The 24215-nt window shown below is 64.8% G+C and carries 21 protein-coding genes; 4 read left to right on the top strand and 17 right to left on the bottom strand.

All coding sequences use genetic code 11. The features are described 5' to 3' along the window. Positions 1-74 precede the first annotated feature (74 nt). The 7 genes from DQ353_RS14130 to DQ353_RS14100 form a co-directional block, all read right to left on the bottom strand. Positions 75-311 (bottom strand): ferredoxin, encoded by a 237-nt coding sequence (locus tag DQ353_RS14130; protein WP_113763375.1) that lies wholly within the window; start codon positions 309-311, stop codon positions 75-77. Further along, complete coding sequence (locus DQ353_RS14125; RefSeq protein ID WP_286166826.1) at positions 308-1561, bottom strand: NADH-ubiquinone oxidoreductase-F iron-sulfur binding region domain-containing protein; 1254 nt, start codon at positions 1559-1561, stop codon at positions 308-310. The genes DQ353_RS14130 and DQ353_RS14125 overlap by 4 nt, the downstream gene beginning before the upstream one ends. Next, positions 1558-2115: a ferric reductase-like transmembrane domain-containing protein gene (locus tag DQ353_RS14120; protein WP_113763374.1), complete on the bottom strand. Its 558-nt coding sequence runs from the start codon at positions 2113-2115 to the stop codon at positions 1558-1560. Before DQ353_RS14120 ends, DQ353_RS14125 begins: the two co-directional genes overlap by 4 nt. Beyond that, the gene (locus tag DQ353_RS14115; protein ID WP_113763373.1) at positions 2108-3049 is read right to left on the bottom strand and encodes an FAD:protein FMN transferase; all 942 of its coding nucleotides are present in this window, start codon (positions 3047-3049) and stop codon (positions 2108-2110) included. Before DQ353_RS14115 ends, DQ353_RS14120 begins: the two co-directional genes overlap by 8 nt. 1 nt (position 3050) lies before the next feature. Then, positions 3051-3398, bottom strand: coding sequence for a hypothetical protein (locus DQ353_RS14110; RefSeq protein WP_113763372.1), 348 nt, complete (start codon positions 3396-3398; stop codon positions 3051-3053). Positions 3399-3492: 94 nt separating this feature from the next. Further along, positions 3493-4716, bottom strand: a complete 1224-nt coding sequence (locus DQ353_RS14105) for a sensor histidine kinase (protein WP_146755255.1) — start codon at positions 4714-4716, stop codon at positions 3493-3495. Then, positions 4713-5381, bottom strand: a complete 669-nt coding sequence (locus DQ353_RS14100) for a response regulator transcription factor (protein ID WP_113763370.1) — start codon at positions 5379-5381, stop codon at positions 4713-4715. The genes DQ353_RS14105 and DQ353_RS14100 overlap by 4 nt, the downstream gene beginning before the upstream one ends. Positions 5382-5838: 457 nt before the next feature. Here DQ353_RS14100 and DQ353_RS14095 point away from each other — a divergent pair, with 457 nt between their 5' ends. Then, the gene (locus DQ353_RS14095) at positions 5839-6561 is read left to right on the top strand and encodes a VIT1/CCC1 transporter family protein (protein ID WP_113763369.1); all 723 of its coding nucleotides are present in this window, start codon (positions 5839-5841) and stop codon (positions 6559-6561) included. A gap of 309 nt (positions 6562-6870) precedes the next feature. Here DQ353_RS14095 and DQ353_RS14090 read toward each other — a convergent pair whose 3' ends face one another. After that, positions 6871-7710: a hypothetical protein gene (locus DQ353_RS14090; protein ID WP_113763368.1), complete on the bottom strand. Its 840-nt coding sequence runs from the start codon at positions 7708-7710 to the stop codon at positions 6871-6873. 114 nt (positions 7711-7824) lie between these two features. Then, complete coding sequence (locus DQ353_RS14085; protein WP_113763367.1) at positions 7825-8850, bottom strand: zinc-dependent alcohol dehydrogenase family protein; 1026 nt, start codon at positions 8848-8850, stop codon at positions 7825-7827. A 217-nt stretch (positions 8851-9067) separates the two neighbouring features. Here DQ353_RS14085 and ppsA point away from each other — a divergent pair, with 217 nt between their 5' ends. Next, entirely contained in the window at positions 9068-11479 is a 2412-nt protein-coding gene (gene ppsA, locus DQ353_RS14080) for a phosphoenolpyruvate synthase (RefSeq protein WP_286166825.1), read from the top strand. A 3-nt stretch (positions 11480-11482) separates the two neighbouring features. Here the strand turns inward: ppsA and DQ353_RS14075 are convergent, their stop codons facing one another. The 3 genes from DQ353_RS14075 to DQ353_RS14065 form a co-directional block, all read right to left on the bottom strand. Next, on the bottom strand, positions 11483-14407 hold the full coding sequence (locus DQ353_RS14075; RefSeq protein WP_220094018.1) for a glycosyl hydrolase family 65 domain-containing protein: 2925 nt from the start codon (positions 14405-14407) through the stop codon (positions 11483-11485). A gap of 54 nt (positions 14408-14461) precedes the next feature. Further along, positions 14462-14932 (bottom strand): pyridoxamine 5'-phosphate oxidase family protein, encoded by a 471-nt coding sequence (locus DQ353_RS14070; RefSeq protein ID WP_113763366.1) that lies wholly within the window; start codon positions 14930-14932, stop codon positions 14462-14464. 219 nt (positions 14933-15151) lie between these two features. After that, entirely contained in the window at positions 15152-15619 is a 468-nt protein-coding gene (locus DQ353_RS14065; RefSeq protein ID WP_113763365.1) for an Hsp20/alpha crystallin family protein, read from the bottom strand. Between the two features lie 225 nt (positions 15620-15844). Between DQ353_RS14065 and DQ353_RS14060 the strand changes: the two genes are divergently transcribed. Continuing rightward, a complete protein-coding gene (locus tag DQ353_RS14060) occupies positions 15845-18601 on the top strand; it encodes a cation-translocating P-type ATPase (protein WP_113763364.1) in 2757 nt (918 codons plus the stop codon). A 370-nt stretch (positions 18602-18971) separates the two neighbouring features. Continuing rightward, positions 18972-19487, top strand: coding sequence for a universal stress protein (locus tag DQ353_RS14055; RefSeq protein ID WP_113763401.1), 516 nt, complete (start codon positions 18972-18974; stop codon positions 19485-19487). A gap of 193 nt (positions 19488-19680) precedes the next feature. Here DQ353_RS14055 and DQ353_RS22345 read toward each other — a convergent pair whose 3' ends face one another. From DQ353_RS22345 to DQ353_RS14035, 5 genes are all read right to left on the bottom strand, one after another. Continuing rightward, positions 19681-20760, bottom strand: a complete 1080-nt coding sequence (locus tag DQ353_RS22345; RefSeq protein ID WP_286166824.1) for an HAD-IC family P-type ATPase — start codon at positions 20758-20760, stop codon at positions 19681-19683. Beyond that, entirely contained in the window at positions 20657-21160 is a 504-nt protein-coding gene (locus DQ353_RS22340; RefSeq protein WP_286166823.1) for a P-type ATPase actuator domain-containing protein, read from the bottom strand. The genes DQ353_RS22345 and DQ353_RS22340 overlap by 104 nt, the downstream gene beginning before the upstream one ends. A gap of 435 nt (positions 21161-21595) precedes the next feature. Continuing rightward, positions 21596-22000, bottom strand: coding sequence for a universal stress protein (locus DQ353_RS14045; RefSeq protein ID WP_502696403.1), 405 nt, complete (start codon positions 21998-22000; stop codon positions 21596-21598). 78 nt (positions 22001-22078) lie between these two features. Beyond that, a complete protein-coding gene (locus DQ353_RS14040) occupies positions 22079-22720 on the bottom strand; it encodes an NADPH-dependent F420 reductase (RefSeq protein ID WP_113763362.1) in 642 nt (213 codons plus the stop codon). An 11-nt stretch (positions 22721-22731) separates the two neighbouring features. Continuing rightward, on the bottom strand, positions 22732-23802 hold the full coding sequence (locus tag DQ353_RS14035) for a zinc-dependent alcohol dehydrogenase family protein (protein ID WP_113763361.1): 1071 nt from the start codon (positions 23800-23802) through the stop codon (positions 22732-22734). Between the last annotated feature and the right edge of the window lie 413 nt (positions 23803-24215).

Raw genomic sequence — 24215 nt, 5'->3', positions numbered from 1 at the left:
GGATGGAACCGGTGCGAGGTGCCCGACCGATTCCGGCCGCGGTTCTGCTGCATGGCAGCACCCTCGTGGTGGGACTATTGGATTTCCGCCCAGGCCTGCAACGACAGGGCAAGCTTCGGACACAGCTTGACCGCATCCCGTGCGGCCCGTGCATCGTCTGGCCCGATGGCCGCGTTCGTACCGTCGCCGTTCCCGGGGTGCCTGATCACGGGGTATCCCCAGTCGTCTCGCCCCAGCACCGCGGGCAATAGCTCGGTGCAAAGCCCCCGGCCGTCACACCTTGTCCAGTTGATGTGGAGTGTTTCGCTCATGACGGCCTTCCGCTCATTCGTGTGCAGTTCCCGGTGAGATGTGCCCTGACATCCTCGGCGAATATTTCCAAGGCACTGTGGATCAGTTGCAGGGTCCCGTCCGGATGGTGGCAGGCACCCCTGCGGGCAACGAGATTGCCCAGCCGTTCCAGTTCGCCGACAAGCTGCGGATCGCGGTCACCGCCGGCAATCGCAGCCAGGACCTTGGACATGGCCGGCAGGCCGAACATGCACGGTCCGCATTGCTTGGCGGATTGCCCGGCCAGGTACTCGACGATCCAGGCGGTTGCCTCCAATCCGCACTGCCCGGTGGAAAGCACATGCAGCACACCGGCCCCGGGGCGGACGCTTTGGCCTGCCTGGCCCGACGGCGTCAACCGGTAGTCCAGAGGTTTCACCCAGCGCCCGTGGTAGCCGCCGACCAACACCGCCTGCACACCCGGGAGGTCGATGCCGGCATGGGCCAGGACGGAGCCGAGTCCCTCATCGCCTGCGACTTCCAGGATCTGGTCGGCACCCCGGCCGGACACGGAAACCAGCCGCGTGCCGGGGTCCCGGTCCGATCCTGCAGAACGGAACCAGTGGGCACCGTAGCGGGCGATGAGCGCCACGTGGGCGAGGGTCTCCACATTCAGCACAAGCGTCGGCCGCCCCTTGAGCCCCGACTCGCTGAGCCGGCGGCGGTTGTCCAGCGGCAGCGCGTTTCCGCCGCCAATCGCGTTGACCACCGCGCTGGCCTGACCGGAGACAAAGGTTTCAGGCGCTTCGATGACCTGGATGCGACGGGCGTCGAGGCGCTCGGCGATGGCTGCCTCCACGGCGGGCATGGCCACGGCCGTGGTGTAGACGTAGAGCGACGAAGCGGACACGGACCGGGCCGCCACCAGAAGCCCGTCGAGCACCAGGTGCGGCGCATGGATCAGGAGCGTCTTGTCCTTGAAGCTCAGCGGTTCCCCCTCGGCGCCGTTGGCGATGACCACCGGCCTGCCTTGCAGCAACGCCCCGCGGCGCCCCTGCCCCGTTGCGGAGAACTTGCGCCACGAAGCGAATGCGGCACCGCCCCGGCCGGTCAGCCCGGATTGTTCCAGTACGCCGACGAAGTTCCCATCGATGCCGTGCAACGGCAGCGGGCCGTAGGCCTGCTCGTGGCAGGCCAACGTTGCACGGGATCCGGCGGCGAAAAGCCGGTTGTTCCCCGAGGGGACGAGGTGCTGGGCCGGCACGGGCATCTGCGAAGTCATGTGCGTCATGACAGGCTCCTTTGTCGGGTTTTGGCATTTTCCAGGAAGTTCAAGGACAGGCGCCAGGCCAATGCGCCGCCCACCGCGACGAAGGAGCCAGCGGCAAGGGCCAGGAACCACCTTTCGGTTCCGTTGGTGCCGTTGCCGATGGAGTGCGCCAGGGCGATCGGCCACATCGCGTAGGCGAACCAGTGGACGGCGCGAAACGTCCGCTGGCCCAGCCGGTGGCGCAGCAGCCCGGTGAGCACCATGGCCACCAGCAGGTCGAACGCCACCGTCCCGAGCCCCTGCCAGAACGGCTTGAAGGATCCGAGGAAGGGAACGAACACGTCGACCAGGTTGAGCTTCGCGTACGAGTCCAGCATCAGCGATCCAATGTGCATCAGCAGGAACAGCGTGGCCAGCAGGGAGATGTTGCGGTGGATCAACGCCACGGAGAACCTCGGGACGGCCGGCAACGGCCTGCCCGAGCGGTTCACGATGCCCAACAACACGGTAACGGTGAACATCGCCAGCGAGACGATTCCGCTGGCCCGGCCCAGGGCCCAGAGCGCGCTATCCACGTGAATCCACTCCGGTCAACATGTCCTCGTCCCCGGGCCAGCCGCCGGTGGCAACGATCCTGCCCTGCCGGTCGACAAGGCGCCCGGCGATTCCCTCGCGCTCAAACCATGCAACGGCCCCGAAGCCGCGCACGATGCCCGCGGTGCTGTACGCGTTGGCCAGCAGGCAGGTGGATGCGGCCACGGTGACTGAGCGCCAGACGGGTTCGGCCGGAAGCCCGAACCGGGGGTCCAGGATGTGGTGCATGTCGTGGCCGTCGTGCTTCCAACGGCGCTTCTGGGTGCTCGAGGTCGCCATGGCCCGCCCGGCACCCAGGGTCACTTGTTGACACGGGTCCGTGGGCAGATCCTGCACCAGGACCTGCCACCGGCCCTCCGGTTCGGGCCCGGCCGTGGCGATGTCCCCGCCCAGGGAAACCAGGATCCCGCAGCCCATCTCGTCGAAGACCAGGGACGCGGCGCGGTCGGCGGCGACGGCCTTGGCCGTGGCGCCAAGGTCGAGCCGCAGATTCCGGGGAACAGTCAGTTTCCGTCCCTCCAGGTCCACCTGCTGCCAGCCCGGTGTCCGACGTTGTGGCAGGGACAGGGTGGCAACGGCGCCGGAGGAACCGAGCCGCACCCGGGCAATGTCACGGTCGTAACCCAGTGATTCCATGTCCTTGCCGAGCGTGGGATCCACATCGCCGTCGGTCCAGCGGGCGGCATCCAGGGCGCTTCGAACCAATGCGGCCAGCAGGGGGCTGGCTTCCGCCCCGGAGTCCAGCTCAGGCTGCAGGCGCATCAACTCCGAGTCCGGCCGGAAGCGGCTGCAGGCGTCGTCGATTTGCGCGACTACCCCGCGCACCAGGCGCTCGGCGTCGGAAGCCACGCCGGGATCCTCGACCGCGATGGAGGCTTCAAGCCCCCAGACCGGCCAGGAAGCGGTGACGCCCATGTCAGGACCCCGAGGATTTGCCGCTGGTGGAACCGCCGTTGCCCGGGCTGACGGGGCTCGCGGCCGAATTGGTCTGTTGGCGAACGATGGTCTTCTTGACGCGGGTGGTCGCCGACGGTTCATCGTTCCTGGCGGCGTCTGGAGTCTGCGAAGCGTCGTCGTCCTGGCTTGAACCACGGACTTGCGGCGTCTCGGAATCCTGGCTGAGACTGGAAACCGGGGTGGCGGCGGCACTCGTCGGAGCCTTCTGCAAGGCCACAAACCCGAGCCCCGCCGCCGCAATCCCACCTGCTGCAACGACCGCGGTGATGCGTGCTGCCGTCTGTTTTCCGCCGATTCGAGTGGCCATGGCCTGCTCCTGTCCCTTGGCTGTTGGTGAAGTTCTTCTCACCATCATCCACACGGATTCTTTGCGGTTTCTTAGACGGGATGGGAATTTCCCGTCAGGTCCTTGCCAAGGGCAGGACCGCGACAACTGCCGCGCCCCGGCCGCGCTGTGCCGGTTCGATCAGGATCTTGCCGTGGTGGTGGGCTGCGATCTCGGCCGCCAAGGCCAGCCCGAGTCCGTAGTGGCGAGTGGCATCCGCATCGGAGGAGCCGGGGCGTGCCGAGGAGAACCGCTCAAAGGCGCGTTTCTCGGTTCCCGGGGCGAATCCGGGTCCGTCGTCGGAAACGACGATGCGGGCGTCATTGCCCCTGATTTCGACAGCGACACCGACAACCGTCCGGGCATGGTCCAACGCGTTTGAAATCAGCGAGGTCAGAATGCGCTGGAGCGCCACGGGCGAACCCTCCACGGTCACGGAACCGTCGAAATCATCCATGTGAAGACCGATATTGCGTTGCGATGCCTGCGGTGCCGCCAATTCCACGGCATTGGCCGCGAGCGCGACCAGATCGACTGCCGTTTGCGCGGTGTTCTCCCGGGGATCGGTCGAAATGAGCAAGTCGTCCAGGATGGCGGTGAGCAGCTTCGAGTCCTCGACAAGACGGGACACCTCGGCGGATACGGCGTCACGGGACAAATCCGATTCAGGCCCTGAAAGCTTCCTGCGCAGCAGTTGCGCCCGGGTGCTCAGCAATGTCAGTGGAGTCCGAAGTTCATGGCTGGCATCGGCTACAAAGCGTCGCTGCAGGGCCAGGCTTTCGGACAAGGGGAGCATGGCACGCCTGGCCATCCACGCCGATGCGGCGACGGCCAGCACCGTCGCCGCGGCAATGGCAACCGCCATTGCCCACGCCAAGCGGTCCAGCGACTCCCGGCCCTCGTGGGTGTCCACCGCCGCCTGGACAACCCGGTCCCCGTGCAAGGTCGTAAGAACCTCGTACGTCCGCCCCCCGGCGGAAAAGCCCTCACGTTCCTCGACCCCGGTTTCTGCCACCCGGGCCATCGCAGCGTTGTCGGGCAGACCCCGCGGCATGACACGTGGGCTGACAACCCCCTGGTTGTCCAGGAACGAAACGAATACTCCCAAGGGGGCATCGCGGGGTGAATCGATCCGGCTCGCATCCTCCAGGGCCCTGGTCGTGGATTCGACGGTGCCTGCCGCAACGATGGAATACAGCAGAGCCCCCATGACGACCAACAAGACCACCGTCAGGGCCGTGAATTGCACGGACAAGCGGATAGCTGCGCGACGAAGTTCGGCCACATCGCGCGTATTCACCCCGGGGGTCCCAACACATATCCCAGCCCGCGTACCGTCCGAATGCAGGAACGGCCCAGTTTCTTGCGCAGATAGTGCACATAGGTGTCGACCACGCCGCCCTCGTCCGCATCGGAGAAGATCGATTCCAAGAGCCCTGCCCTGGTGAACACCTGCTGGGGCCGGCGGGCCAGGTGCTCCAGGAAATCGCACTCCCTTTCGGAGAGGACCACCCGTCCGGTGCCGTCGACCGTCGCGGTCCTGCTGCCGACGTCAAGGACCCCGCCGGGTATGCGAAGCATGGCCGAGGTGTCTGCATGGCGTCTGATGAGGGATCGAATGCGGGCCAGCAACTCGTCGAGGTCGAACGGCTTGCCCATGTAGTCTTCGGCTCCTCGGTCCAAGCCCTCGACCCTGTCCGCGGGGTTGCCCAGCGCGGAGAGAACCAGCGCAGGAGTGGAGATCCCCTTCCGGCGCAATCGCTCCAACACCTCAAGCCCCTCGAGCCCCGGAAGGCCTCGATCCATGACCATCACATCGAAGTCCCGGGTGAGTCCCTGGTGGAGGGCACGTTGTCCGTCGGCTGCCACCACGACGTCGTAGCCTTCCCCCTCGAGGAGTTCCTTCAGCATGGAGGCAAGCGCGGAGTCGTCCTCCACCACCAGTACACTGTGTTCTTCGGCCATGTTCTGAAGTATATGGTCCGGGGCCGCCCTGGCTACCGGACCGCGTTACTTCGTGGCCCCTCGATGTGGCCAAACATGCCATGCTGCCATTCCTGCCCAGGCACAACCGCTGTCATGCCGGCGAAGCGCAATGTCGCCGCCGCGCCGGAGGAGATCCGTCCTTCCCGCGCCCTTGGGCGGACCATGTGCGAACTTCCGCGGGTGGATTCCCTCGTTGTGCAAGGAACACACCGCCCCGCAGCACCATCTCGGCACTTCGCGTTTGGACATGGCAGTGATCGCGATGCGGTGCGATGCACCATACCGGTGTTCCAGGCACTCCGAACCCGCGCGGGGCACAGAACCACCGATGCATCGCCGGCCCATCGACATGGCTGGACGCGTTGGCCGGTCCTGCCGCGTTACGGCTGTTCCGGCGGTGGTGGTTGCGCGGGTCCCCGTGTGGTTAGCTGATGGCATGATCGACAAGACCAGTACCCACCCCAATGAGCCACACGACGCGAATTTCGCTGAGCGCCTGAATTGGCTTCGAGCCGGGGTTCTCGGTGCCAACGACGGAATAGTTTCCGTGGCCGCGACGGTTGTCGGCGTCGCCGGAGTCACCAACGATCCGGCCCCGATCCTGGTGGCGGGCATGGCCGCTGTCGTCGGCGGCGCGATTTCCATGGCCCTGGGCGAATATGTTTCCGTGAGCAGCCAGCGCGATAGCCAACACGCGTTGATCGAGAAGGAACGTCGGGAACTGGCCGAAGACCCCGAAGCCGAACTGGTTGAACTGGCGGGAATATACGAAGCCAAGGGCCTGAGCCGGGGCACCGCCGCACTGGTGGCCGAGGAACTGACCGAACATGATGCCCTGGCCGCCCATCTCTCGGCGGAGCTGAACATCGACGAAACCGAAGTCGTCAATCCGTGGCATGCGGCGTATGCCTCGGCGGCCGCCTTTGTGGTGGGTGCCGTGCTGCCGATGCTCGCCATCTTGTTGCCTCCTGCGGGGTTGCGCGTGCCGGTGACGTTTGTTGCCGTCTTGGTCGCCCTGGGCCTGGCGGGAATGCTCAGCGCCTACATCGGAGGAAGCTCCAAGCGTGTTGCTGCCGTTCGCCTGGTCGTGGGTGGAGCACTCGCCCTTGCGGCCACATATCTGGTCGGTACCTTGCTCGGAGCCAGTGGAATCGTCTAGCGGACCCACCGGATTCCCAGGCGCCTGCTCCGGGACGAGGCGTGCGGGCTGCCTTCGGAAGCACTTCTTCACCAGTCACCCATGCAAGGTGGTGCTTCCGTGAAACCTCCCGGCTTCCAGCCCTCCAAAGCAGCCGTGTCTGGGATTGCGGAGGAAAATCCGAGGGTCCTGGTTCCCACATCTCGATGTGTGGGTGTTTCGGCGGCAGTGGCGGCCAAGCGCCGCCGGCGCCCCGAAATCCATCACGGACTGCCAGATGCCTGTTCGTTCCCCGGAGGCTCCTCTCGGGCGCGGCTCCTCGCAACCTCACTACGAGGGCACCACCTTGCCGTGGTGCCCTCGCCAGTCGCGGCGTTCGTAAGGCATTGGCCTCGGTCTGAAGAACGCGACAGCCAGCAACGCCCCGGAAACAACAAGCACCAAGTCCATAACCAGAAGGCCCAACACCTCAAAGCGATACTCCAGCTGTTCTTGGTAGAGGAATCCAAGAAACGCCAGTAGGCCCAAGGCCAAGACCCCGCCAAGGAAAAGGACCCGGCCGGCGGCCGGCGCCGCCTTCAGCGCGGTGTTGGCCAAAGGCACGCCAAGGAACACCGCGGCCAGGGCCAGCATCGCATATCCGAGGTTCTCGAGACCGATGAAGATCCCGTGCGGGTTGTATTGGGACAACAGCGACAGATCGGAGGTTTCACCGGCGAGCAGGCTGGGTTGCACCACCGACAGCTGCAAGCCGTAGTCGATCACCAGCGCACCGGCCGCGACCACCGCCAGGGATGTTCCGGCAAGAGTCCATCCTTTCCACCGGTCCGGCGCCGAGGAGTGGACGGATGCGGCCAACACGACAAACGCGATGGCACCCAAAATGGCGGGGTACATCCACAGGTAATCACGCGGGACGTATTCGGCGACGTCGGTAAAAGGGTATGAAATGCACCCTGACCTGCAGTACGGACCCGAACGGGGCGGGGTCGTGACGGCCACAGCGAGGGCCACCGCCGAGAAGGCAGCCGTCATCACCGCTGCCCAGAATCCCAGGCGGGTGTCCATCTGCCGCGCGTAGTCAACGTCGGTTTCTTCGGCCGAAGCCCCCGGCCGTTCCCTGCCCGGGACAGTATTGCCGGATTCGACATGTTTCGAGTGCTCCATCATGAAGGTTCCTTTGAAAGGCCCGCAGATTCGCGGGGAAGAGGCGGCGGGAACTGGATCGAGTTACGCCGTGCGTGTGGGAATTCGGGCCACGAGCCGCCTTCGGCGGCTGGTGCATCAGGTGGCGGGCGTGGCGGCGTCCCCACCGATGCGCAGTACCGCCGCCCCGTTGACCCGGTCCGCGGCCAAGTCCTCCAAGGCCACGTCGGCGGCCGAGAACGGATACATGGCGGTGGTCGGCTGCAACGGTATTTGGGCGGCCAGGGACAGGAACTCCTGGCCGTCCGCCCTGGTATTGGCCGTGACGCTGCGCAGCTGGCGTTCCTGGAAAAGGTCGGATTGGTAATCCAGCGGCGGGATGTCGGAAAGATGGATGCCGGCCACCGCGAGGGTCCCCCCGCGGTCCAGGGCGCGCAGGGCCACCGGGACCAGGTCCCCGGCCTGGGCAAACAGGATGGCTGAATCCAGTGGCTCCGGAGGGATATCGGACGGTCCCCCGACAAAGTCCGCGCCGAGGCTTCGCGCGAGTGAGCGGGCGGCCTCCGACCGCGTCATGACGTATACGGATGCACCGGCATGGCGTGCCATCTGGGCGGTCAAATGTGCGGAACCGCCAAACCCGTAGATCCCCAAGCGGCCCCCGGGTGGAAGCTCAGCGCGCTTGAGCGCGCGATACCCGATGATTCCCGAACACAAGAGGGGAGCTGCCTGCTCGTCGGTGAAGATCTCCGGGATCCGGTAGGCAAATGCCTCCGAAACGGTGACAAGCTCTGCATAGCCCCCATCCCTGTCCCAACCGGTGAATGTCGGGAAAAGACAGAGGTTCTCCCTCCCGCTGCGACAGAACCGGCAGGAGCCGCAGGTCTTCCCCAGCCATGGAATGCCGACCCGGTCGCCAGGGCTGAACAACGTGCACCCGGGCCCCAGTTCCCGGACCAAGCCCACCACTTCGTGCCCGGGCACCACCTGCCGATGCCGCGGGGCCAGATCCCCCTCCGCAAGGTGCAGGTCGGTGCGGCAGACGCCGCACACGCTGACCTCCAGCAGCAATTCCCCCGGGCCGGGTATCGGCTCTGGTCGTTCACCCATGACCATCGGGCGCGAGGCCGCAGCTCCAGGCTCATTGACCCACCAAGCAAGCACGAGTTCATCCTTTCCGCCCCCGGGATACCAACGATCTTGGCGGTCCGGGGTCCGCGGGGCTAGGGCACAAGGTCCTACGCGGGGCCCGGGAAAGCGGTGAGTGCCGGATTGCCGCGCTCGGCAGGCGGTCCAGTGCCTTAATCCCCTAGCCGACCCCGCGTCCGCGGAGTTGACTTCATAGAGGAATGTGGACTCGGGAGCCAACAAGGAAGAAATGATGGAAGCGATGAACGAGAACGTGCTGTGGCTGGGGGATGTGGGCCGGGCGGATGTGCCCGTCGTGGGCGGAAAGAACGCGTCGTTGGGGGAGTTGATCGGCTCGCTTCTCACCGAGGGTGTGGGAGTTCCGGACGGTTTTGCGCTGACGGCGTCCGCCTACCGGAAGTACGTTGCAGCCAACGGCCTGGAACCGAGGATCGCCGGGATCCTGGCGGAGCGGGAATCCGGAAACCTCACCTGGCGCCGGGCGGGGTCCGCGATCCGGGAGTTGGTGCTTGCCGGTGAATTCCCCGCTGAAATCACAGACCGGATCCGTCGTTTCTACCGGGACCTTGCCGCGCGCACCGGCGAAGCAGACCCGGCCGTGGCGGTCCGCAGCAGTGCAACGGCCGAAGACCTCCCGGAGGCAAGCTTCGCCGGCCAGCAGGAAAGCTTTCTCAACGTCAGGGGCGAACCGGCTCTGCTTGACGCCTGCCGACGGGCCTATGCCTCCCTGTTCACCGACCGGGCGATCAGCTATCGGGACATCATGGGCTTTGGGCAGCTGGACGTTGCCTTGTCCGTCGGAGTCCAGCTCATGGTCAGGTCCGATGTGGGGGCTTCCGGCGTCATGTTCTCGCTGGATACCGAAACGGGGTTTCCCCGGGCCGCGGTCATCAGCGCCAATTGGGGGCTGGGTGAAACGGTGGTGCAGGGCACCGTGAACCCCGACAGGTACTGCGTTTTCAAGCCGTTGCTTGCCGATCTCCAATGTTCGCCGATCATCGAAAAGACCCGTGGCTCCAAGCTGCGCAAGCTGGTTTATGCCCCCGGCGGCGGCAGCGGAACGCTGATGGCGGACACCACGGAAGCCGAAAGGGGCTCCTTTGTCTTGGACGACGCGGACATCGTTCAACTGGGTCGGTGGGCCGTGCGGATCGAGAAGCACTATGGAGGGCCCATGGACATGGAGTGGGCCAAGGACGGGATCACCGGGGAACTGTTCATTGTCCAGGCCCGGCCGGAGACGGTGCAGGCGCGCAAGAGCGGCACTCTCATGCGGGTGCACCGGTTGACCGAGCAGGGACCCCTGCTGGCGACGGGGGCCGCGGTGGGCGAAGCCATTGCCTCGGGACGGGCTTGCATCATCAAGGACGCGGCGGACATCGGGGACTTCATCAACGGGGCGGTGCTGGTCACTGAGCAAACCGACCCGGACTGGGTGCCCGTGATGAAGCGGGCCAGCGCCATCGTGACGGACAAGGGAGGGGCCACCAGCCACGCAGCCATTGTGGGACGGGAGCTGGGAATCGTGGCTGTGGTGGGAACCTCCAACGGCACGCGCGTGATCACGGAGGGGGAGGAGGTGACCGTTTCCTGCGCGGAGGGGGACAAGGGCAACGTCTACGAAGGCCTGCTTGCAAGCACTGCGGAAGACACCGATCTCGGCGAATTGCCAACCACACGCACCGCCCTCATGGTGAACATGGCAAACCCGTCGACGGCCTTCAAGTGGTGGCGCCTGCCCGCCCGGGGAGTGGGGCTGGCACGGATGGAATTCGTCATCAACGACATGGTCCGTGTCCACCCGATGGCGGTGGCCTTCCCCGAGCGGGTGGCCGACGCCGCGGCTCGGGACGAGATCGAGGACATGGCCAAGGGCTATGCCGACCCGGCCGACTACTTCGTGCAGACGCTCGCGCGTGGATTGGCCAAGCTCGCCGCACCATTCCACCCGGCACCGGCCATCGTGCGCTTCAGCGATTTCAAGACCAATGAATACGCCAACTTGGTCGGAGGTGCATGGTTTGAGAAAGAAGAAGCCAACCCCATGCTTGGTTTCCGCGGGGCATCGCGCTACTACGATGAACGCTATCGCGCCGGGTTTGAGCTTGAATGCAAGGCCATCGTCCGGTTGCGGGGGCATTGCGGATTCTCGAACGTCATCGTCATGGTCCCCTTTTGCCGGACGCTGGACGAGGCCGATCGGGTGCTGGCCGTCATGGGTGAGAACGGGCTGGTCCGGGGCACGGACGGACTCAAGGTCTACATGATGTGCGAGGTTCCATCGAATGTCGTTCTTGCCGGGCAATTCGCCTCCAGGTTCGACGGATTCTCGATCGGGTCCAACGACCTGACCCAGCTGGTGCTTGGCGTTGACCGGGATTCGGCGGAACTTTCGACCTTGTTCGACGAACGTGACGCCGCGGTCGAATCGATGATCGGCGAGGCCATCGACAAGGCACACGCCGCCGGAATCCGGATAGGGATTTGCGGCCAGGGTCCGAGCAACCACCCGGACTTTGCGCAGTTCCTGGTGAATGAAGGGATCGACTCCATCTCGCTGAACCCGGACAGCTTCTTGCGCACGGTGCCCGTCATTGCGGCGGCCGAGGCCGCTGGCGGTGTTCGGCCAGAGGTCTCGCCCTGAGGCCTACTTGCGAAGCGGGGTCTCGAACACCGCACCGGGATGGAGAGTCTTGCGGATCCCCTCCACGTGGACGTGGATGGGCCGCGCCGAGCCTGGATGCAGGCGCAGGACCGCGCGGTCATGGTCCAGCTCGATGTCGATGGGCTGTCCGCGGTAACTGATCTGGAACGCGATGCGTGGCAACTCCGCGGGCAGCCTGGGGTGAATCCGCAGTTCGTCTTGGCGTGTTTCCACGCCCCCGTAGCAGCGGATCGCCATGTCCACGGTTCCGGCCATCGCACCCAGATGCACCCCCTCGCGTGTCGTGCCTCCCTGGGCGTCGGACATGTCGCATTCCAGCGCCTGGCTGAAGAGCGACCACGACTTCTCCCTGTCGCTGCGGGCCAGGACCCAACTGTGTGCCAGCCTGCTGAGCGTTGATCCGTGGCTGGTGCGTGCCAGGAAGTAGCCCACGGTGCGACGGACCAACTCGGGAGGCAGCGCGTAGCCGAGATGTTCGAACAGCGAGCGTAGCTCCTCGGCCGAAAACAGGTAGAACAGCATCAGGACATCCGCCTGCTTGGAGATCTGGTAGCGGTTGGTGGTGTCCGCCTCGGCTTGCAGAATCAGGTCCAGACGCCCGATGTTGCCGTACTTGGCCCGATAGGTTTCCCAGTCGAATTCGGAGAGATCCTCATAACCGTCGAACTGGCTGATGATGCCGTCGGCATGGAAATGCAGGCGCAAGCGTTGGCCCACGTGGCACCAGTGCCGCATTTCTTCCTGGCCGGGTAGCCAGGGTGCCGCCGCATCTTGGAGGTCCAGCGATTTGACGATCTTCAGTGCGTCCGCGGTCCGGGCAAGAACCCACGAAGCCAGGACGTTTGTGTAGGTGTTGTTCCTGATGCCCAACTCCACGCTGTCCGGGTAGGCGTCATGGAATTCGTCGGGGCCCATGACACCGGCTATGTCGAACCGGTCCGAGCTCTGGTCGTAGCTTGCGCGCGAGACAAAGTACCGGGAGACCTCCGCCAGGATCTCCGCCCCGTACCTGGCCAGGAAACCGTCGTCGGCCGTCACCTGGTAATACTGCCAGACGCTGTATGCGACGGCGAGCCCCACATGGACCTGAAGGTGGGAATGGTCGGGCATCCACCTGCCGTCGAGGATATTGAACAGCTGGTTGGGGGTCTCCTCCCTGCCGCTGCTGCCGCTCTGCCACGGAAACATGGCACCCCCGTAGCCTGCTGCCGTGGCCGCTGCCCGAGCCTGGTCCAGCCTCCGGTAGCGGTACATCAGCAATTGGCGGGTGAGCTCCGGACGCCGAAGGGTGAGCATGGGATAGACGAACATTTCATCCCAGAAGATATGGCCCCGGTATCCCTCGCCATGCAATCCGCGGGCGGGAATCCCGGCATCGATTTCGGCATTGACCGGCACGGACTGGAGAACATGGAAGGTGTTCAGGTTCATGGCAAGGGCCGCAGGTGTCTCGGCAGGAAGCTTCACGCCAAAGCGGGACCACAGGGCACCCCAGGCGTGCGTGTGCCTGGCCAACAGGGCTGCAAAATCCGGAGCCCGCTCCAGTCGCGCGGCGGCGTCCAATGACGGCCTGGAGATGGCGCTGTCGCGCGACGTCGATGCCGCCACCGTCTTCTCGATGATGATCGGTTCACCGGCCGTAAGCATGCAGGTTATTTCGATGCCGGACAATCCATCGACGGACACGAACCGCGAGCTGTGGACGACGGGTCCTCCGTTCTGGTCGAAAACCCGGGTGCGTGCGGCCATGGCGATCGCAAGCCCGGATTGATTCGTTTGGACGTCCACGATGACGGTGTCCGGGCCCGCCGGGACTGCTCTGGCCGGCTGCAGATGCGTCTTGGCGAGCATGGAGTCGACGGTTGCGTTGCCGTTGGTGACGGATGTGTTGATGGCCGAAAGGATGCTGATGCTTCCGGACCAGTTCCCCGCCACGATTCTGGTTTCCATGGCGGCGAGCCGAGGGTCGGCTTGTGACTGGAGACGCCGCGACGAAACGGCCGTGGTCCTGCCCTCGCCATCGGCGTAGTTGTCGTCCACTTCGAAAAGTCCGCGACGAAGGTCCAACCGCTGGGAGTGCTCCTGCAAGAAGGCAGAACGCGCGCTGTAGGCGGGTGCTCCCGTTCGCGCAACCGTCAGGTACGTCCAGTCGGGGGCATTGACCAGGTGTTCGTCCTCCCTCGGAACGGAATCCACCACGGTCACAAGCCTGTTGTAGATCCCTGCAAAGTAGGTTCCGGGATAGTGGACCCCGTCGTTCGTGGCCCCTGGCTGAGAACCACGTGTGGCCCAGTATCCGTTTCCGAGTGTGAACAAGGACTCCCTTAATCCTTCATGCGCCGGGTCGAATCCGTGGCTGGCCAGGGTCCAGGCATCGGGGCCGGTCAGGAGGCGAGGCTGGGCAATTGCGGTTTCGGGGGCGCCGATGCCAGCCAAGTCGAGGCCGGAAAGCGTAGCGAGCTCGATATCGGCATCGATGGCGCGCGGGGGCTCGCCGTTGCCCGGGACCTCGATGCCGATGACCAAGCCGAACCCTCCTGCCGTTGCTGCCCTGATTCCGGCAGGTGAACTGCCCAAGACCACGATGGCCGCCGGGTGGGTTCGCATCCGGCGAGCGGCCTCCAGGAACATGGCGGGGTCAGGTGCCGCGGGCAACGAGATCCGTGCGCCATCCGCTCCGTCCACCACCACCGTGACCAGTGGTTCGATTCCCGCGACCCGCAACCAGAGGCGGCCGTTCCGGCTTGTGGTGACCGCCGCAGTGTGTACACCGTCCGCATGCAGTTGCCGCAGCAGGGGACGCAGGGGAGAAGCCATGCGCAGGCCATCCAGGTCGAGGAGCACTGCGTCGAACATTCCTCCCGGACCGGTTCTGCCACGCGCCGTGGGGAGATTCTCGAGTTTCATTGCGTCCTTGTCCCGGGCGTTGTTCGCTGCAGGGCCCGGCGGATCCAGATGCCCTTATTCAAGCCCCGCGCGTGTCGCCTCGTCCAAGGGAACTTTCCACGTCGTGGACGGTTCCAGGGTGAAGCGCCTTCCGGTCACTTTCTCCGGAAGGATCCGCACGAGGTGGTCCTTGCCGATGCCTTGCCACGGAAACAGTCCACGGCCGACGGTCTCCAGAATGGGATCCGGCGAGGTGGAGATTTCCACCCGGCCCCTGATGACCACGCTCCAGGCCCGTCCGGATTCACCGCTGACGGAATCGGCTTCAAGGGCGACGCGCGCGTCGTTCTTGATGTCGGTGAACTTGCTGCCGCCACCGGTCCTGAACAGGAGCGATTCCCCATCGACCTTGTAGTTCACGGGAAAGACGTCGGGAGCGCCGTCCGTGGACACGGCCAGCCGCCCGACTGACGTCTCGGAAAGGAGCTTCCAGCACTGCCCTGCGGTGAGGATTTCTGTCTTTGGAACCAAGGAGTTCTCTCTCATGGGAATGATCGTACGGGGATGCCTGCCGGGGGAACAGGGCACGAAGGCCCGGACATCTGCCGCTCCCGGGATATCGTGTTGGAGGCACCGACCCCGGAGCGCGCCCTCGGCCCGGGGCCGAAGCACCAGAAACCAGCATCTTGGCCGATGCAAGGGTGGATCCCCAATCAAGAACGGTTGGGGATCCACTCAAGGATGTTATGGGCGGGACGGGGATGGCTACTCCCGGGTGATCGCCACCTTTGCAGGGGCGGCAGGTGCTTGCTCTTCAGGAAGCGTTGCCTGGATTTCCAGGATGCCGTCCTTGTAGCTGGCCTTGATGTCGTCCTCGGTGACTCCCCCGGGGAGAGCAATCCTCCTCTGCAACGAACCATAGTGGAACTCGGAACGATAGCTGTTCTCCGTCTTGGATTCGGTCTTCTGCTCGCGCCTGGCGCTGATGTTCAGGACCCCGTCGGCAATGGACACATCGATGTCGCGGTCCGGATCCACGCCAGGGAGTTCGGCACGGACCACCAACGTGTTGTCCTTGATGGTTTCTTCGACGCGGATGGCGGCGTTCTCGGTGCCACCGTCGAACAGCCGCTGAAAGGTGTCCAGGACACCGAAAGGCGACTTCGTGAACAGGTCGAAGGGAGCTGCCCAGCGTGCTGCATCCAGTGGGGACCAGCTCAAGATCTCAGTCATGTCATTTCTCCTGTGGGGGGGGGTGTGGCTCCGCATGCTAAGGCGGGGCGGGGCAGTTCCAGTAGATCCTGCACCGGCTGAGGGGAATAGAGCCGAAAGCCCCTTCCCTCCGTTCGGCGGCGCTGCAATCATGAAGAGGCTTGGGAACAATCCGCCTCGCTTGCCTGACAGCGCGATGTGCCGGCCCCGAGATGGTTCGCGACCTCCAGCGATGGACAAGATGACATGGACTTCTATAGCCCGGACGCAATCTCGAGCGCAACCTCGGAGGGCCTCAACCCCCAAGAGCCCCTTGAGCGGCTGTTGCGCGATCTGCGCGGGCGTCCGGAAGGCCTTTCGGCGAGGGAATCCGAACGGCGCCTGATCGTTTTCGGCCGCAACGAGCTGACCAAGCGGGGCCGGAGCCAGTGGCCGCGCGAGTTGGGCAGACAATTCATTCATCCTTTGGCCCTGTTGTTGTGGGTCGCCGCGGGGCTGGCGTTTGCAGCAGGAAGCGCCGCCTTGTCCGTGGCGATTGTTGCGGTAATCGTTTTGAATGCGCTCTTCGCCTTCTTCCAGGAACGGCATGCGGAGCATGCGGTTGAAGCATTGTCCGCATACCTGCCCGCCCAGGCCAGGGTCAGGCGTGAAGGAAGCGAAGTGTTGGTTGACGCAACCAGTCTCGTTCCAGGAGATGTCATCGTCATCAGGGAAGGCGACCAGGTCTCGGCGGATTGCCGCCTGCTTTCCGGGTCCCTGGAAATGGATGTGTCCACACTGACCGGCGAATCACTGCCGGTGGTCAGGAGCGCCGACCCGGTGGGGGTGCAGGGCGTGCCCCTGCTCCAGGCACAGGATGTAGTCTTCAGCGGCAGTTCCTGCACCGGTGGCGAAGCAACCGCGGTGGTCTATGCGACGGGAATGCGCACCGAAATGGGGCGAATCGCTGCCCTCACCCAGAGCATGGGGCACGAACCAAGCCCGTTGGAAAAGCAGGTTGCACACATGGCGCGGCTGATTGCAATTGTTGCCGTGGCGATGGGTCTCGCCTTCATTCCGCTGGGAACGCTTCTGGGTGGACTGTCGTTTGGAGACGCACTCAATTTCTCGATTGGTCTTCTGGTTGCCAATGTTCCGGAAGGACTGCTGCCGACCATCACCTTGGCGCTCGCCGTGGGTGTGCGGTCGCTGGCCCGGCGCGGAGCCCTGGTAAAACGGATCTCCGCCGTGGAGACGCTGGGGTCAACGAGCGTGATTTGTACGGACAAGACGGGCACCTTGACCATGAACCGCATGCAAGTCCTCAAGTTCTGGACCACCGGAGGCGAGCAGGAACTGGCCGCCGGAAACGTTCGGGCCCAACGCGCCCCCGTGCCACGGTTCGCGGCTTCGGCCGCGACGTGTACCAGCGCGCAGCTTGCGGGCCCCGACGGGCACGGGGAAGCGGGCGATCCCACGGAGCTGGCGCTTCTCCACCTGGCGGACGAACTGGGAACAACCGCTGAAAGCCTCGGCGCTGTGCAGCTGAGGCAATTCCATTTCGACCCCGCACTGCGGCGCATGTCCACGATCGACCGAATCGGCCCTGCAACCGAAGTGCATTCGAAGGGCGCCCCCGAAGACATCCTCCCGCTATGCTCGCACCTTGCCGTCGAAGGACACGAGCGTGCCATGACCGACGAAGACCGCGAGCTGATCGGCAGCGTAGTCGACACCTGGGCGGCCGAGGGGCTGCGAATCCTGGCGCTGGCCGACAAGCCGTTGGCGTCGATGGAAGCTTCCGGCATGTCGCGGCAGCAGGCGGAAAAGAACATGACATTCCTGGGGCTTGCCGCCATGCTGGACCCGCCTCGTCCACAGGTCTTCGACGCCGTGGCGAGGTGCCACTCGGCCGGGATCCGGTTGATTGTCATCACCGGGGACAATGGGCTGACGGCGGCCGGGATCGCCCGCAACGTCGGGATCGGAGGCGCCGGGCTCGACACCATCAGCGGCGCCGAGTTGGACGAATTGAGTGAGGCCGAGCTGGACCAGCTGCTGGAAACCGGTGGCGAACTGGTCTTCGCCCGAAGCTCGCCCGAGGCGAAACTTCGAATCACCGACGCGCTCCAGGACCTCGGCCATGTGGTTGCCATGACCGGGGACGGTGTGAATGACGCGCCGGCGCTGCGCCGGGCCGACATCGGTGTTGCCATGGGATGCTCCGGGACCGATGTTGCCCGCGAGGCAGCGACGATGGTTCTCACGGACGATGATTTCGCCTCCATCGTCAGCGCCGTCGAAGCCGGACGCCGGGTGTATGACAACGTGCGCAAGTTCATCGTGTACATTTTCGCCCACGCCACCCCGGAAGTGATCCCATTTCTCATCTATGCCACCTCCGGCGGGAGCATTCCGCTGCCCCTGACCGTTATGCAGATCCTCGCCATCGACCTCTTCACCGAAACGTTGCCGGCCTTGGCGCTCGGGCGAGAAGCTCCCGAACCGGGCCTGATGCAACGCTCGCCCCGGCCGAGGACGGAAAAGGTCATTACCGGGCCCATGCTGGTACGGGCCTGGGCGGTACTGGGGGGAACGTCGGCCATCCTGGTCACGGCGGGATTCCTGGTGACGCTCCGCGCCGGTGGATGGACGTTCGGCGCAGACGTTGGTAGCGGCCAAATGCATACCCTCTGGCAGCAGGCCACGACCATGACCTTTCTGGGAATTGTTGCCTGCCAGGTTGGCACGGCCATGGCGGCACGCACTCAGACCGTCTCCCTCTTCAAGATCGGGTTCTCCGGCAACCGCCTGCTGCTGGCAGGAATCTTCTTTGAGTTGGCTTTCAGCGCCGCGGTGGTGGTCATTGCCCCCTTGCGCCTGGTGTTCGGCACGGTGATGCCGGAATGGTGGCAACTTCTGATGTTGCTTCCTTTCCCGCTTCTGGTCTGGGGCAGCGATGAACTATTCAAGTCCGTGCGTCGACGCGTCGATGCAACACACACCTCACGACAAGCCGAGTGATTGCAGGGGCAAGATCCCCGCGGAAGGCCCTGCGCGGGAAGGCCCCTAATCCACGGGGTCCGGCCCTGCAAGTTCGACATCGGTGTGATGCCGATGATCAGGTCAATCCGGTTGGCGGGGGACGGCGCGGCGCATCTTCGCTGCCATTTGGGCCCTTGACCGGAAACACGGCGGGATCTGGTGGCCGGTGGTCTCGCCGAGACGCCCGGATGCCCGTGGACCTTGTGCCCCATGCACCGCCATGGCAGGATGTCCAGCATTGGAACCGGGCAATCGCCGGATCGCATGGCTTCTCCCGCGGTCTGCGGTGCCCCGGCAGTCGCCCTTGTGGCGAAGACCGGCCAAAGACAATCGAGGAATGGTGGTTTCGATGGACGAGACAACGGCAGGTGGAAACTTGCCCATCTTGGTTGGTGTGGATGGTTCGCCCGAATCGGTATTGGCCCTGCGCTGGGCGAAGAAGCTGGCGGGCCGGTTGGGAGTGGGCATCAAGGCCGTATCGGTGTGGCATCTCGACATGTTCTTCGGCCCCTTTTCCATCTCCGCACACGATGGCGAGACAATCATGCGGGAGGTCCTGAAAGATGCCCTGGCGGAAGCCTTCGGCGATGATCCACCCGAAGGTCTCGTTGAGGAATGCCGCACGGGCCGTCCCTCGGAGATCCTGCTGGAGGAGAGCGAATCCGCGCAAATGCTCATAGTCGGTTCACGGGGCCATGGAGGGTTCGCCGGCCTCCTGCTCGGATCGGTCAGCTCGTCGTGTGCGGCGCATGCATCATGTCCGGTGCTTGTCGTTCGCCCGGCGGCGAAGGCCCTTGAATCCCCGGGAGAAGACAACACTGATGCAGCGAAGAGATCGAGCGGCGAACCGGCGGACGGATCCTGAGCCGTCGGTCGGGCCCTTGGAGGAGCAGCAGTCGTCCGGGAGACGGACCCGAGCGAAGCGTTGCCTTGCGCCGGCCAGGGGCTTGCCCCGCTCGAACGCATGCCGGCGGATTCCCTGCGTGCAGCGGATCCTGCACCGGATCTCGGGCAATGCTTCGGACCCCGGATCATGCCCTTGCTCCGTCCGGGAACAACTAACTTGATTCCGGCATGTTCAGCGCGGTGGCCGCTCGAGGGGCTGCCGGTTGGCCGCCGATGGCTCGTTCATTGAACTTCAAGGCCCTGAGCGCGTTGGGACTGGTTGCCCGATCGACCAATTCCCGGCTCAGGGCGCCGACCACGGCGGGGACCTGACCCACCGCGGCAAGCACCATCAACACCAAGCTCAGACCGATGCCGATCCAGATGCTTTGCACCGCGATGCGGACCGTGTCCCTGCCGATGCGGACGGCATCGGCCACCTTGGACAGGTCATCGACCATGATCACCACATCGGCGGACTCGCTGGCGGCAGCGGATCCCCGGGCGCCCATGGCCACGCCCACGTCGGCCACCGCCAGGACGGGCGCGTCGTTGATGCCGTCTCCGACCATCATGACCGGCCGGGGTTCCAAGGACCGAACCACGGTGACCTTTTGCTCCGGACGGCAGCCGGCGAGGACTTCGGGCATGCCCGCCAATGCCGCGATGTGTTTTGCCGTTGCCTGGGCATCGCCCGTCACCATCAGGGTCCGGCGGATGTCCAGGCCGGACAGCCTGGCCAGCATCGGCACGACGTTTCCCCGCAGCGGGTCGCTCATGATCAGTGCCCCGGCATAGACGTTGTTGCACCCGACATACACGGCAAGCTCGCCGCTTGCCAGCGGTTCTTCGCCAATGGCGCCGGCGCTCGTCTCGACAAGTTCCCGCTTTCCCACGAGTACCCGGTGCCCGCGAACGCTGGCGGCAACGCCGTCGGTGGCGTGTTCGACCGCGTCGTCGGGGGCGGATATCTCCAGGGCGTGGTTTCGGGCTGATTCGACCACCGAGGCCGCGAGGACGTGGGAGGAGTGGAGCTCCGCCGCTGCCGCCAACGCAAGCAGCTCCGACTCGCCAGCGCGCGTGCCCGCTCCGCCCGCCAACCTGACCTCCACGAGCGTGGGCCGGCCATGCGTCAACGTCCCGGTCTTGTCAAAGACGGCCGTCCGGATCCTTGCCAGCTGTTCGTGGGTTCCCCCGTGCTTGACGATGATCCCGTTCCTGGCCGCCCTGCTCATGCCGCCGAGGAATGCCACGGGGGCCGCGATAGGCAACGGGCAAGGGGTGGCAACGACCATCACCTCGGCAAAGCGCAGCGCCTCGCCGCTGGACAACCCGGCGGCACCCCCCAATCGCCAGGGCAAGCAGCGTAAAGGGAATGGCATGGCGGTCTGCGAGGCGCACGACGGGGGCACGGCTTTCGGCAGCGTCCCGGACCAAGGCGATGATCCGGCTGTACTGGGAATCGGCCGCAGAAGCGATCGCCCTCATTCGCACGGATGCGGCACCATTGACCGAACCGCTCAGGACCTCATCGCCCTTGGCCGCTTCGACCGGGAGGCTTTCACCGGTGATCGCAGACTCGTCGAAGGACCCGCCCGCGGAGAGCAGCCTCCCGTCGACCGGCACCACTTCTGCCGGGCGGATGAGCAGCACGTCCCCGGGCTTGGTCTCCGTGACGGACACGTCTTCGAGGAGCCCCCTTCTTCCCCGTGGGCGGTTTGTGGTACGCGGCTCAACAGCGCACCCGGTTCCGCCTTTGCCCTGCCTGAGGCATGGGTTTCCGGCTCCGACCCGCTGTAAAGCATCAACACGACGATCAAGGCCGCGAGGTATTCACCCACGGCGATGGTGCTGGCGATAGCCGTGACGGCAAGAAAGTCCACGCCCCAGCGGCCGTGGGACATCTCGCGGATCATTTCCGCACCCCGTTGTACGGCGGCGGCCGCGGCAAAGACGCCGGCCAGCAATTGCGCGTTGCCTCCGTGGCCGAACAGCAGCAGCAGGAGCACGAGGCACCCCACCAGAAGGGTGGCCGTGATCATGAGGTGTTGGCGAATGGACCGCATCGGACCGTTCCGTGTTTGCCGGTTATGACCGGTTGAATCCGTCCTGATCCGGGTCATTGACGACGACCACCGGACAATGGGCATAGGCGGTGCATGCGGAAGCCACGGATCCGATCGGCAAGCCGTTGAATCCTCCGCGGCCGCGCCGGCCCACTACGAGCATTCGCGCATTGGCGCTCTCCTCGATCAGGACCGCTGCCGGATGCCCGTACCTGATTCTGACGGTCAGTCCGGGTGGTCGGTTCGGGCCAAACGCGCGCTTGATGGTGTCATTCACCAGATGCGATGCTTCCCTTTCGACCAGATCCGGGTCTGGGAACCGGCCACCGGGAAACTGCGAGGCAAAGAGGAAATCCTGGCGGCTCCAGCAACTAATGACCTGCAGGTTCAGTTTCAAGGCCGCCGCAACCGCTGCTGCGGTCTGCAAGACCAACCTGGAGCATCCGGAGCCGTCGATTCCTGCGACGATGCGGTCCGGCCTTTCCGACGGTGCTTTCATGTCTTCCTAAGGAAGGAGCTTCAGGGACGTATCCCAATTGAAGTTGTCCTGGTCGGGGCTGACCTGCAGGCCCATGACCAGCAACATCATGGCCTCCAGCTCGCGGGCCCGGCGCAACGGCCCGACGTCAATCGGGCGCAGCCCCGAGGCCGCCACGACGGCGCTGACCTCGACCTTGGCCTGCTCGGAGTCGCCCGCGATGAAGACATCCAGCGGCAACCCGGCCACGGACCCCGCCTCCAGGGGCTTGGCCAGGCAGGTGTTGAACGCCTTGACAACATGGGCTTCCGGGCTGGCATGCACGGCGATCTCTTCGGCCGCGGACGTTCCGCTCGGGACCAGCAGCTTGTCAAAGGTTGCCAGGTCCACGGGATTGCTGATGTCCACGACGACTTTTCCGGCCAGGGCGTCGCCATAGACGAGCATGGCGTCCTTTCCTTCGTTGTAGGGCACTGCGAGGAACACGATACCTCCGTCGATGGGCGCGCCCTCGGCGCCGCCCCGGGCGCCGGCGCCGAGGAACTCCACCAGATCCCTGGTCTTTTCGCCGTTGCGGCCAAGGATTTGCACGGAGCGCCTGGCCTGGAGCATTCGGACGGCGATGGACCGGGCCATGTGCCCGTTGCCGATGATGGTGACCTGTTCCATGATTCTGCCTTTCAGGATTGTGAGTTGACGCGATTGATGATGACTTTCAGCGCCTTGGTCTCGGCAGCCCGGGAGAAGGTGTCGTAGGCGCCAATGATCTGATCGAACGTGAACGTGTGGGTGGCGAACTTTGCGGCCGGGATCTTGTGCTGCGCCACGAGCTTCAGCAGCATCGGGGTGGTATTGGTGTTGACCAGTCCCATGGTGATGCTGATGTTCTGGATCCACAGCTCCTGCAAGGCCAGTTCAACGCTGGTGCCGTGGACCCCGACATTGGCAATTCGGCCGCCCGGACGGACAAGCCCCACCGCCATGGTGAAGGTTTCCGGCAGCCCAACGGCCTCGACGGACACATCCACCCCTGCGCCATCGGTGAGGGCCATGACCTGCTTGCGCCAATCCACAGCGGTGGAGTCAACGGTATCCGTCGCCCCGAATTCCCGGGCCTGCTCGAGTCTGCTGGCATCCCGGTCGATGGCCACGACGGTCCCGGCTCCGCAGAGCCCGGCGGTGGCGATGGCGGCAAGCCCCACCGGTCCGGCGCCGACGACTGCGACCACATCCCCGGGCTTGACCCCGCCGGCGAGGATCCCGATTTCGAAGCCCGTGGGCAAGATGTCCGAGAGCATGACTCCCTCGACATTGCTGACGCTTTCGGGCAGCTTGTACAGCGAGTTGTCTGCGTAGGGCACCCGGACGAATTCGGCTTGGGTGCCATCGATGAGGTGGCCAAAAACCCAGCCGATGCCGGATTGTCCCTCCTGGCCGAGGCAATGGGAGTACAGCCCGATACGGCAATTGGGGCAGTGTCCGCACGACTTGATGCAGGAGATCAGGACCCGGTCGCCCGCGGTCAGGTCGTGAACGCCCGGCCCCGTCTCCATCACGGTTCCAACGCCTTCGTGACCCAAGATCCGTCCGGGCAGGACAGCCGGAACGTCACCCTTGAGAATGTGGAGGTCGGTTCCGCAGATCGTTGTGGTATCCACCCTGACGATTGCGTCGCCGGCATGGAGGATTTGCGGGTCTGGAGCATCCGACCAGGACTTGTCGCCCGGACCATGGTAGATCAATGCCTTCATGATGGATCCTTGGGAGCTAGGGATAGGCGGCAGGGAAGACCGCCCTGGTACCGGTGAAATTGACGCTACGGGGGGCCGGTCACGTGGGCAAGGGTCTTAGGGCCCGTACCGTTTCCAAATACGCGCAAGCTGGATCGGGATCGGCGAATGCCATCGACCGTTTGGTTCAGGGATCCGATGCAGGTTGTTCGCAAAAGGAATTCCAAGTTCGATCCAGGCATGGTGTAGCCGTGCCCAGCGAAGTGAGGTCGCTGGTGTGGGAAATGGCCCCCAGGGGGTTGGAAAGCGATTGTGGCTGCCTTCAACCAACGTTCCTGTTGTTCGCGCACCGTCCCCTGACCCGAGGCAGCCCGGGACGCTCCGTGCTGTCACGCAAGAATCCGATTCGAATCCATGCAGGGTTGGGCATGATC

This window comes from Arthrobacter sp. AQ5-05, from assembly GCF_003287975.1.
In the GTDB taxonomy this organism is placed as follows: Bacteria; Actinomycetota; Actinomycetes; order Actinomycetales; family Micrococcaceae; genus Paeniglutamicibacter.
The sequence above is the reverse complement of the archived record's forward strand: the minus strand, read 5'-3'. Positions and strand labels throughout refer to the sequence as shown.

Coding starts and splice junctions, on each gene's coding strand:
- DQ353_RS14075 (WP_220094018.1), bottom strand. CDS start 14,407: ATGAAACTCGAGAATCTCCCCACGGCGCGTGGCAGAACCGGTCCGGGA.
- DQ353_RS14090 (WP_113763368.1), bottom strand. CDS start 7,710: ATGATGGAGCACTCGAAACATGTCGAATCCGGCAATACTGTCCCGGGC.
- DQ353_RS14130 (WP_113763375.1), bottom strand. CDS start 311: ATGAGCGAAACACTCCACATCAACTGGACAAGGTGTGACGGCCGGGGG.
- DQ353_RS14070 (WP_113763366.1), bottom strand. CDS start 14,932: ATGAGAGAGAACTCCTTGGTTCCAAAGACAGAAATCCTCACCGCAGGG.
- DQ353_RS14115 (WP_113763373.1), bottom strand. CDS start 3,049: ATGGGCGTCACCGCTTCCTGGCCGGTCTGGGGGCTTGAAGCCTCCATC.
- DQ353_RS14095 (WP_113763369.1), top strand. CDS start 5,839: ATGATCGACAAGACCAGTACCCACCCCAATGAGCCACACGACGCGAAT.
- DQ353_RS14035 (WP_113763361.1), bottom strand. CDS start 23,802: ATGAAGGCATTGATCTACCATGGTCCGGGCGACAAGTCCTGGTCGGAT.
- DQ353_RS14110 (WP_113763372.1), bottom strand. CDS start 3,398: ATGGCCACTCGAATCGGCGGAAAACAGACGGCAGCACGCATCACCGCG.
- DQ353_RS14125 (WP_286166826.1), bottom strand. CDS start 1,561: ATGACGCACATGACTTCGCAGATGCCCGTGCCGGCCCAGCACCTCGTC.
- ppsA (WP_286166825.1), top strand. CDS start 9,068: ATGGAAGCGATGAACGAGAACGTGCTGTGGCTGGGGGATGTGGGCCGG.
- DQ353_RS14040 (WP_113763362.1), bottom strand. CDS start 22,720: ATGGAACAGGTCACCATCATCGGCAACGGGCACATGGCCCGGTCCATC.
- DQ353_RS14060 (WP_113763364.1), top strand. CDS start 15,845: ATGGACTTCTATAGCCCGGACGCAATCTCGAGCGCAACCTCGGAGGGC.
- DQ353_RS14100 (WP_113763370.1), bottom strand. CDS start 5,381: ATGGCCGAAGAACACAGTGTACTGGTGGTGGAGGACGACTCCGCGCTT.
- DQ353_RS14065 (WP_113763365.1), bottom strand. CDS start 15,619: ATGACTGAGATCTTGAGCTGGTCCCCACTGGATGCAGCACGCTGGGCA.
- DQ353_RS14055 (WP_113763401.1), top strand. CDS start 18,972: ATGGACGAGACAACGGCAGGTGGAAACTTGCCCATCTTGGTTGGTGTG.